This window comes from Sodaliphilus sp., assembly GCF_045598405.1.
In the GTDB taxonomy this organism is placed as follows: Bacteria; Bacteroidota; Bacteroidia; order Bacteroidales; family Muribaculaceae; genus Sodaliphilus; species Sodaliphilus limicaballi.
In genome coordinates this window covers 1-3,529 of sequence record NZ_JAZLLZ010000069.1, presented here as the reverse complement: position 1 = coordinate 3,529, position 3,529 = coordinate 1, and the positions used below count along the sequence as shown (strand labels likewise).

4 protein-coding genes are annotated in these 3,529 nt (G+C 49.0%); 3 read left to right on the top strand and 1 reads right to left on the bottom strand.

The window, feature by feature from the left end; translation table 11 throughout:
* Positions 1–946 precede the first annotated feature (946 nt).
* The 3 genes from ACKI3C_RS05970 to ACKI3C_RS05960 are packed head-to-tail and all read left to right on the top strand — an operon-like array spanning position 947 to position 3,154.
* Entirely contained in the window at positions 947–1,540 is a 594-nt protein-coding gene (locus ACKI3C_RS05970) for a TIGR00730 family Rossman fold protein (protein WP_407403046.1), read from the top strand.
* 12 nt (positions 1,541–1,552) lie between these two features.
* Complete coding sequence (locus ACKI3C_RS05965; protein ID WP_407403044.1) at positions 1,553–2,401, top strand: DUF4271 domain-containing protein; 849 nt, start codon at positions 1,553–1,555, stop codon at positions 2,399–2,401.
* 12 nt (positions 2,402–2,413) lie between these two features.
* The gene (locus tag ACKI3C_RS05960) at positions 2,414–3,154 is read left to right on the top strand and encodes a uroporphyrinogen-III synthase (RefSeq protein WP_407403042.1); all 741 of its coding nucleotides are present in this window, start codon (positions 2,414–2,416) and stop codon (positions 3,152–3,154) included.
* Between the two features lie 272 nt (positions 3,155–3,426).
* Here the strand turns inward: ACKI3C_RS05960 and ACKI3C_RS05955 are convergent, their stop codons facing one another.
* A complete protein-coding gene (locus tag ACKI3C_RS05955; protein ID WP_407403048.1) occupies positions 3,427–3,522 on the bottom strand; it encodes an IS3 family transposase in 96 nt (31 codons plus the stop codon).
* Positions 3,523–3,529: the final 7 nt, after the last annotated feature.

Sequence of the window (3,529 nt, the reverse complement as noted above, 5' to 3'; positions counted from 1 at the left end):
ACGCAGTTCTGCACATAACCCTGTCCTAACTGAGCGCAAGCGAAGGCAGGGCAGGGTAAACGCGATACACTATACTGCGGTTGAAGACCGCTACCTCGAAACGTGCAAGATTCGCACAGTGCGACCCCTTCGAGGTCGGTTTTTTGGGGGGCGTATTCCTTTCCGACGGCCTGCGGCCATCGGTTACGATGCAATGTGACGACTCCGTCGTCAAGACACTATCTGTGATGTAATTCCATTTTGCTTGCAGAGCAAGCTATTTTCTAAGCGAAGCATAAAAATCAGAATAAAAATATTTTCTTTTTTACCGGACAACAATAATTTTCAATGAAAAAATCAGTGAGTTCAGTGCGATTCGCACGGGGAATTCTATTGCTGAATAGTTACAAGCACAGACCAAAGCACTAAAAAAAGTAAAAAAAGGAGTATTTTTTTCGGCAAATATAAAAATTATGCAAAAACTATTTACTCGTTTCAAAAAAAAGTACTACTTTTGCACCTGTAATCGCGGCGTTGTGAAACGGTGACGAATTACGCCTGGGTAGGCATTCTGCCACACCCAAGCATTATACGGCAATTATAGTTTTCAAGTATTAGTAATTATTAGTATTGGGGGTCTTGGCATTTGATATGTCAAGGCCTTTTTTTCTGTATAGGCGGGACCCTGCTCTCACAATCGAGAGCAATACAGCAATGAAACTCCCCGCGCGGATTTCGCAGATCACACGGATTCTTTATTTACTCAACTTTCATATGTGAAATTGAATGTCATTTGTCCGGCAGGACAGAGTTTATTTCAATGCGCTTGCCAAACACGGATAACCTAAATCAGTGTAATCAGTGAGATCAGCGCGGGGAGTCCTCAAAAAAAGTTATTGAGTATAGTTACCTCGCAAACTGAATAAAACTGGATTCAGATGTCAAAAAAAAGTAGTAACTTTGCAGCATGAAACAGGAAAAAGGAAAGATATGCACCTTTGCCGCATCGAGCAACCGCATCGACGAGGCCTATACAGCAGCAGCCTATGAGCTGGGGCAGGTGATGGCCCGCCACGGCTGGGGATGCGTCAATGGCTCGGGTGGCATGGGGCTGATGCGTGCCGTGAGCGACGGTGTGCTCGATGGCGGCGGCCATGTGACCGGAGTGATACCCAAGTTCATGGTAGATAACGGATGGGGATATGACCGGGTGACAGAAGAAATCATCACTGCCGACATGCACGAGCGCAAGGAGATGATGAACAACCTTGCCGACGCGGTGATTGCGCTGCCTGGCGGCTGTGGCACGCTCGAGGAACTGCTCGAGGTGATCACATGGCGACAGCTTGCCATCATCACCAAGCCCATCGTGCTGCTCAACACCAACGGATTCTTTGACCCACTCGTGGAGATGCTCAACCGATGCGTCGATGAGGGGTTCATGAAGACCACCCACTGCTGCCTGTGGACTGTTGCCTCCACACCTCTCGAGGCCGTCGAGGCCATTGAGCAGCAGCTCGAGCAGGGCGTGCCCGTGAGCGATACCAAATTTTACGACTAGGAAGCCCACGCGATGCCCGACTCTACCCACATATCGCAACAAGACAGCGCTGCGCAGCATGTTTACTATGCCCCGCAGTTCACCGCCGGATTCCCTCAACCCGAGCCCGGCGACTCTGCTGTGCCGTCGATCACTTCCCTGCCGGCGATGGACACCCCGCAAGGAGTGCAACCCGAGCAACCGCTGGGATCGCCGCTACACGACACTGGCACAATGGCTATGGTCATCACGGCGGTGCTGCTGGTGGTGATCAGCTACCGCACCGGCTACAAGTATCTCGAAAACTTCACCCACAACCTTTTCTCGACCCGCCGCAGGGACAACGCATTTGACGACAACACGTTCAACGAGACACAGATTCTCACCGCGCTCACCCTCAACACCAGTGTGATGGCAGGCGTGGCGGTGTTCTATGCCGTGACGCTGATGGTGCCGTCGCTCGCTGCGAGCCTTCATGGGGCCGTGTTCCTGCACACGGCGCTGTTTTCAGGCATCATGCTGGCGTTCTACCTGCTGCAACTGCTGGTCTATAACGTAGTGGGCAATGTGTTTGCCGACGGCATAGCCGCACGACTGTGGATTCAGGGGTTCAAGGCGTCGCATTCGCTGCTGGGCATCCTTCTCATTCCCGTCGTGGGAGCGCTGCTAGTGTGGCCCGCAATGAGTAAATTTTTGTTAATTTTCGCGGTTTTACTGTATTTTTGTTGTCGAATTACATTTATTTGTAAGGGTTTTAGAATTTTTTACAGCAATTTGCCATCACTTGTCTATTTTATTTTGTACCTTTGCAGCGTGGAACTAGTGCCGCTCGTTTTGTTAAGCGCGGGTACAGTTTATTTATGTCAAATTTTAAATTTTTAAATTTAGACTATAGTGGCCATAAGAAAAATACTTATTTCGCAGCCCAGGCCTGCTACAACCAAATCGCCTTACTTCGACTTGGAAAGTAAATATGGTATTGAAGTAGTGTTCCGTCCCTTTATCAAGATAGAGGGATTGTCTGCAAGAGAGTTTCGCCAGTCTAGGATACAGATCCCAGACTATACTGCTATTATCTTTACCGCACGCACTGCGATCGACCATTTCTTCCGTTTGTGCAAGGAAATGCGCATCAACGTGCCCGAGACACTCAAATATTTCTGCATCAGCGAGACCATAGCGCACTACTTGCAGAAGTATATCGTGTATCGCAAGCGCAAGATTTTCTACAGCGAGACAGGACAGATACAAGGCCTGATTCCCCTCATCGAGAAGCACAACAAGGAAACTTACCTGATGCCCGTGAGCGACGCCCACGACGACACCAAGGCAAGCGCACTCGACGAGAAGGGGCTCAAATACACCCCCGCGGTGATGTACCGCACAGTGAGCAACGATTTCACCCCCGAGGAGAAACTCGACTACGACATGCTCATCTTCTTCAGCCCCGCCGGCGTGAAGTCGCTTGTGAGCAATTTCCCCGAGTTTGAGCAGGGCGAGATAGCGATAGGCGCCATGGGGCAGCCCACGATTGACGCCGTGAACGATGCCGGACTGAGGCTCGACATCACCACATCGCCGCAAGCGCCGTCAATGGCAGCGGCCATCGACGCTTTCCTTGCCAAGAACGCGTAACGCCCAGCCGAAATCGCTAAAACCATAAAAAGCGTGTCCGCAGAACTACTACTGCGGACACGCTTTGTTATGTAAATATTCAGCAATAGAACTCCCCGCGCGGATCTCACTGAACTCACTGATTTTTTCATTGAAAATTATTGTTGTCCGGTAAAAAATTCAACTTTAGCTTTTATAATAAATGATGCTAATTTGTTGTCCGGTAGGACAATATCTAAATAACCCCCACCGCCGATGAAGTGACCCCGAAAAGTTGGACGTTAAATTAAACGTTAATTATTAAATTCTCTATAGTATTGAGCTCGGTATTGTGCCGGGCTCATTCCTTTTAATCTCAGTTTTATCCTTTTAGTATTAAACCAAGTTATATATTTT